The 6,118-nt window shown below is 72.5% G+C and carries 5 protein-coding genes and 1 pseudogene; 4 read left to right on the forward strand and 2 right to left on the reverse strand.

The window, feature by feature from the left end:
* Positions 1 to 856 (reverse strand): annotated as a pseudogene (gene glnA2, locus CCN29_RS07555) (gamma-glutamylpolyamine synthetase GlnA2); the annotation flags it as partial.
* Positions 857 to 1,145: 289 nt separating this feature from the next.
* On the opposite strand from glnA2, the gene CCN29_RS07560 reads away from it, so the two are divergent.
* Entirely contained in the window at positions 1,146 to 2,327 is a 1,182-nt protein-coding gene (locus CCN29_RS07560) for a globin domain-containing protein (protein WP_086680677.1), read from the forward strand.
* A 39-nt stretch (positions 2,328 to 2,366) separates the two neighbouring features.
* Here the strand turns inward: CCN29_RS07560 and CCN29_RS07565 are convergent, their stop codons facing one another.
* Complete coding sequence (locus CCN29_RS07565; protein WP_086680679.1) at positions 2,367 to 2,813, reverse strand: RrF2 family transcriptional regulator; 447 nt, start codon at positions 2,811 to 2,813, stop codon at positions 2,367 to 2,369.
* A 174-nt stretch (positions 2,814 to 2,987) separates the two neighbouring features.
* On the opposite strand from CCN29_RS07565, the gene CCN29_RS07570 reads away from it, so the two are divergent.
* From CCN29_RS07570 to CCN29_RS07580, 3 genes are all read left to right on the forward strand, one after another.
* On the forward strand, positions 2,988 to 3,659 hold the full coding sequence (locus CCN29_RS07570; RefSeq protein WP_006130084.1) for a thioredoxin-like domain-containing protein: 672 nt from the start codon (positions 2,988 to 2,990) through the stop codon (positions 3,657 to 3,659).
* Positions 3,656 to 4,288: a DUF305 domain-containing protein gene (locus CCN29_RS07575; protein WP_086680681.1), complete on the forward strand. Its 633-nt coding sequence runs from the start codon at positions 3,656 to 3,658 to the stop codon at positions 4,286 to 4,288. Before CCN29_RS07570 ends, CCN29_RS07575 begins: the two co-directional genes overlap by 4 nt.
* Before the next feature lie 72 nt (positions 4,289 to 4,360).
* On the forward strand, positions 4,361 to 6,118 hold a 1,758-nt coding region (locus CCN29_RS07580; protein WP_086680685.1), incomplete at its 3' end, for an NAD+ synthase.

Consider the following 6,118-nt stretch of genomic DNA (forward strand, 5'->3'; position numbering starts at 1 on the left):
CGGCGGAGATCTCCGCCGCGTGCCGCAGCAGGCCCGCGATGAAGGAGCGGCCCACCTTGGAGAGCTGGTACTCCGCGCCCGACTCGTAGAAGGCGTTGCGGTCGCCCTCGAAGAGGGACAGGTGGGTGTGCATGCCCGAGCCGGGGTGCTCGGAGAAGGGCTTGGGCATGAAGGTCGCCTGGACCCCCTGCTCCAGCGCCACCTGCTTCATGACCAGGCGGAACGTCATGATGTTGTCCGCCGTGGACAGCGCGTCCGCGTAGCGCAGGTCGATCTCCTGCTGGCCGGGGGCGCCCTCGTGGTGGGAGAACTCCACCGAGATGCCCATCGACTCCAGCATCGTGATCGCCTGGCGGCGGAAGTCCATGCCGACGTTCTGCGGGGTGTGGTCGAAGTAGCCGGAGTTGTCCGCCGGGGTCGGGCGGCTGCCGTCGACCGGCTTGTCCTTCAGCAGGAAGAACTCGATCTCCGGGTGGGTGTAGAAGGTGAAGCCCAGGTCGGAGGTGCGGGCGAGGGCGCGCTTGAGGACGTAGCGCGGATCCGCGAAGGACGGGGAGCCGTCCGGCATGAGGATGTCGCAGAACATCCGGGCGGTGCCGGGCGCCTCGGCGCGCCAGGGCAGGATCTGGAACGTCGACGGGTCCGGCTTGGCGATCATGTCGGACTCGTGCACGCGGGCGAAGCCCTCGATGGCGGAGCCGTCGAAGCCGATGCCCTCGTCAAAGGCCTGCTCGAGCTCGGCCGGGGCGACGGCCACGGACTTGAGGAAGCCCAGGACGTCGGTGAACCACAGGCGAACGAACCGGATGTCGCGCTCCTCCAACGTCCGGAGCACGAACTCCTGCTGCTTGTCCATCTTCCGCTTCCCCATTCCTGCCGGTCAGGCCGCCCGTTCCTCCCGGTCCCCGGGAGACGGTCCGGCACTCGTGCATCCCACCACACCAGCGTTTCATACGCGTTGCCGGGCCCGGTCGGGCGACCGGCCGCGGTCTGAACCGCCGGGGCCGGGCGGACACACGGCTCCTTTGCTCATCCTGCCCGGTCAGGGGCCTCTCCACGACAGAACACCCCCCGCCTAAATTGGAGTCCAGGATGCAAGTTTTAATGGGGGCGCAGGCATCCGAGCGACGAGGAGAAGAGACCTCATGCTGTCCGAGCAGTCCGCCGCCACCGTCCGCGCCACCCTTCCCGCCGTGGGCGCGTCCCTCGGCGAGATCACCGAGCGTTTCTACGCCGGGATGTTCGCCGCCCGTCCCGAGCTGCTGCGCGACCTGTTCAACCGCGGCAACCAGGCCGCCGGCACCCAGCGCCAGGCCCTCGCGGGCTCCGTCGCGGCCTTCGCGGCCCACCTGGTGGACCACCCCGACGACCGGCCCGACGCGATGCTGTCGCGCATCGCCCACAAGCACGCCTCCCTGGGCGTCTCCCCCGACCAGTACGCGATCGTCCACGAGCACCTGTTCGCCGCCATCGCCGAGGTGCTGGGCGACGCCGTGACGCCCGAGGTGGCCGCCGCCTGGGAGGAGGTCTACTGGCTGATGGCCAACGCCCTGATCGCCGTCGAGAAGCGGCTCCACGAGGAGCGCGGCGGGGCCGCCTGGCGGCCCTGGGAGGTCGTCGAGCGGGTGACCGAGACCGCCGACGTGGTGACCTTCCGGCTGCGTCCGGCCGACGGCGGCCCGGTGCGCGGCTTCCGCCCCGGCCAGTACGTCTCCGTGCGCGTCGCGCTCGCGGACGGCGCCCGGCAGATACGGCAGTACAGCCTCTCCGGGGAGCCCGGCCCCGGTCTGCGGCAGTTCAGCGTCAAGCGGGTGCACGAGGAGCCGGCGCCCGAGGGCGAGGTGTCCGGCCACCTCCACGCGCGCGTCCGCGCCGGCGACGTGCTGGAGCTGTCGGAGGCGTACGGCGACCTGGTGCTGGACGCCGGCGACGACACCCCGCTGCTGCTGGCCTCCGCCGGCATCGGCGTGACCCCGGTGGTCGCGATGCTCGGGCACCTCGCCGGGTCCGGGCACCGCGCACCGGTCACCGTCGTGCACGGCGACCGCTCCCCCGCCCACCACGCTCTGCGCACCGACCACGAGGCCTACGCGGCGAAGCTGCCGGACGCGACCGTGCGGTTCTGGTACGAGCAGGACGCCCCGGCGGACGCGGACACCGGGTACGTCGATCTGGCGGACGTGCCGGTCGCGAGCGGTACGCGCGCGTACCTGTGCGGTCCGCTGCCGTTCATGCGGAAGGTCCGGGAGCAGCTGATCGGCAAGGGCGTGGCCCCGGCGGACGTGCACTACGAGGTGTTCGGGCCGGACCTCTGGCTCGCGCGGTGACGCCGGACCTCTGGCTCGCGCGGTGACAGATACGGGCCGCTAGGACCGGACGCGTGGGACGCCCAGCAGCAGGGGGCCCGTCGGGTCCGCCGTGAGGTCCGCGACCGTCAGCGGGTCCAGCGAGGCGTAGAACGCCTCCTGGGCCCGCCGCAGCGCGCCGCGCAGCCGGCAGTCGGACCGGAGCGGGCAGGGGGCGGTGGTGGCGGCGCCGTCGCAGTCGACGACGTCCCCCTCGCCCTCCAGGGCGCGGACCAGACCGCCCACGGAGGCCCCGCGGCCCTGTTCGGTCAGGGTCAGGCCGCCGCCCCGGCCGCGCCGGGCGGTGAGCAGCCCCCGGTGCTGGAGGTCGGCGACGACCTTCGCGGCGTGCGTGTACGGCACGTCCATGGCCTCCGCGACCTCCCGCGTGGTCGGGGTGGTGTCGCCGGCCACGGCGAGGCGCATGAGGACCCGCAGGGCGAGGTCGGTGGAGCGCAGCAGCCGCATACCGGCAGCGTAGGTAATCGGAATCCTGGCTCAAAATTTACGTCCGGACCCTCACCGTTTCCGCCAGGTCCGGTCCGTCGCCGCCGCCCCCTACGACTCGCCCCTCTCCCCCATTACGATCAGTTGACCCGATCGTCACTCCGGCCCCACCTCCTCCGACCCGAAGGACACCTCATGGGCTCCGCCAAGAAGAGCAGCGCGGCACGCACGGCACGCGTCGAGGAGATGCGGCGCGCCGAGCAGGCCCGTGAGCGCCGCAACCGGATCCTCGTCGTCGCCGCGTCCGTGGTGGTCGTCGCGGGACTGGTCGCCGGCGGGGTGGTGCTCGTGCGGTCGCAGTCGGACGGCGACGGTGGCGGCAGCAGCGCGGCGGACGACGCGAAGAACGCCGGCAAGTTCGTCACGGACGCGGACGGCGTGCGCGCCTGGAAGGGCACGCTGGGCCGCAACCACGTCACGAAGTCCGTGGACTACCCGGTCACGCCTCCCGTGGGCGGCGACCACAACCCCGTGTGGATGAACTGCGACGGGGACGTCTACGAGGACGAGATCAACGACACCAACGCCGTCCACTCGCTGGAGCACGGCGCGGTGTGGGTGACGTACAACGGCGACGCGCCGAAGGCGGACGTCGAGGCGCTGGCGGCGAAGGTGGAGAAGACGCCGTACACGCTGATGAGCCCGGTCGACGGGCAGAAGGACCCGATCGTGCTGACCGCGTGGGGCCACCAGCGCACGGTGACCGGCGCCGCCGACCCGGCCGTGGACGCGTTCCTGGAGAAGTTCGTGCAGGGCGCGCAGACGCCCGAGCCGGGTGCGGCCTGCACCAACGGGCTGTCGAAGTGAGGCGGCCCGCCCTGGCCGGCTCGGTGGCGGCGGCGGTGCTCGCCGCCGCCGCGGCGACCGGGTGGGCGGTGGCCTCGGCGGACGGCGACGAGGGGCGTGCCACGCCCGTCCCGGCGGCGGACTCGGCGGACGCCGGGTTCGCCCGGGACATGGCGGTGCACCATCAGCAGGCCGTGGAGATGTCGTACGTCGTGCGCGACCGCACCGACGACGAGGAGGTGCGGCGGCTCGCCTACGACATCGCCCAGACGCAGGCCAACCAGCGGGGCATGCTGCTGGGCTGGCTCGACCTGTGGGAGCTGCCGAAGGTGTCCGCCGATCCGCCCATGTCCTGGATGGGGATGGGCGACATGGCCGCCGGCGAGGACGGCGCGCTGATGCCGGGCATGGCGACGGACGCGGAGATGGCGCGGCTGGGCCGGCTGAACGGCAGGCAGGCGGAGGTGTTCTACCTCCAGCTGATGACGGACCATCACCGGGGCGGGGTGCACATGGCCGAGGGCTGTGTGCGCGCCTGCGAGGTGGAGGCGGGCAGGCGGCTGGCGCGCGGGACGGTCGAGGGGCAGCAGTCGGAGATCCGGCTGATGGCGGACATGCTGAGGGCGCGGGGAGCGGCCGCGCGGCCGTGACGGCGGGCGTTCCGGCACGGTCCGCGGGCCTGCCGCCCCCCATCGCGTCGCTTTGACGATTACACTGGCCGGGTGCCTCAACTACGACTCGCCCTGAATCAGATCGACTCGAGCGTCGGCGATCTCGCCGGCAACGCGGAAACGATTGTCCGCCGGACCCGGGAGTCCGCCGGGCGGGGGGCGCATCTCGTGGCGTTCCCTGAGATGGCGCTGACCGGATATCCGGTCGAGGACCTCGCCCTGCGGTCGTCCTTCGTGGAGGCCTCCCGGGCGTCCCTGCGCGCCCTCGCCGCGCGGCTCGCGGAGGAGGGCCTCGGCGACGTGCCGGTGGTCGTCGGCTACCTGGACCGCAGCGCCTCAGCCCAGCCGAAGTACGGGCAGCCCGCGGGCGCCCCGCGCAACGCGGCGGCCGTGCTGCACCGGGGCGAGGTGGTGCTGAGCTTCGCCAAGCACCACCTGCCCAACTACGGCGTCTTCGACGAGTTCCGGTACTTCGTGCCCGGCGACACCCTGCCGGTGGTGCGGGTGCACGGGGTGGACGTGGCGCTGGCCATCTGCGAGGACCTGTGGCAGGACGGCGGCCGGGTGCCGGCGGCGCGTTCGGCGCGGGCCGGGCTGCTGCTGTCGGTGAACGCCTCGCCGTACGAGCGGGACAAGGACGACACGCGCCTCGAGCTGGTGCGCAAGCGGGCGCAGGAGGCCGGCTGCACCACCGCGTACCTGGCGATGATGGGCGGGCAGGACGACCTGGTCTTCGACGGGGACTCCATCGTCGTCGGCGCGGACGGCGAGGTCGTCGCGCGTGCCCCGCAGTTCTCCGAGACGTGCCTGGTGGTCGACCTGGACCTGCCGGCCGCGGCGGCCGACGCGCCCGAGGGCGTGGTCGACGACGGGCTGCGCATCGAGCGGGTCGTGCTGTCCGAGGACCCGGTCCCCGCCTACGAGCCGGAGCACACCGGCGGCTACGCGGAGCGCCTCGACGACGACGCGGAGGTGTACTCCGCGCTGGTCGTGGGCCTGCGGGCGTACGTCCGGAAGAACGGTTTCCGTTCGGTGCTGATCGGGCTGTCCGGCGGCATCGACTCGGCGCTGGTCGCCGCGATCGCCTGCGACGCGGTCGGCCCGGAGAACGTGTACGGCGTGTCCATGCCGTCGAAGTACTCCTCGGACCACTCCAGGAGCGACGCGGCGGAGCTGGCGCGGCGCACCGGGCTGAACTTCCGCACGGTGGCGATCGAGCCGATGTTCGACGCGTACATGGGCTCGCTGGAGCTGACCGGCCTTGCGGAGGAGAACCTCCAGTCGCGGCTGCGCGGCACGATGCTGATGGCCATCTCCAACCAGGAGGGCCACATCGTCCTGGCCCCGGGCAACAAGTCCGAGCTGGCGGTGGGCTACTCGACGCTGTACGGCGACTCGGTCGGCGCGTACGGGCCCATCAAGGACGTCTACAAGACGCTGGTGTTCCGGCTGGCGCGGTGGCGCAACCGCGCGGCCGAGGAACGGGGCGAGACGCCGCCGATCCCGGAGAACTCGATCTCCAAGCCGCCGAGCGCGGAGCTGCGGCCCGGCCAGGTGGACACGGACTCGCTGCCGGACTACCCGGTGCTGGACGCGATCCTGGCGCTGTACGTGGACCAGGACAAGGGCGCGGACGAGATCGTCGAGGCCGGGTACGACCGCGAGCTGGTCGAGAAGACGCTGCGGATGGTGGACCGGGCGGAGTACAAGCGGCGCCAGTACCCGCCGGGCACCAAGATCTCCCCGAAGGGCTTCGGCAAGGACCGCCGGCTGCCCATCACCAACGGCTGGCGCGAGGGGCTGCCGCCG

The sequence above is a fragment of the Streptomyces pseudogriseolus genome, assembly GCA_002154585.1.
In the GTDB taxonomy this organism is placed as follows: domain Bacteria; phylum Actinomycetota; class Actinomycetes; order Streptomycetales; family Streptomycetaceae; genus Streptomyces; species Streptomyces pseudogriseolus.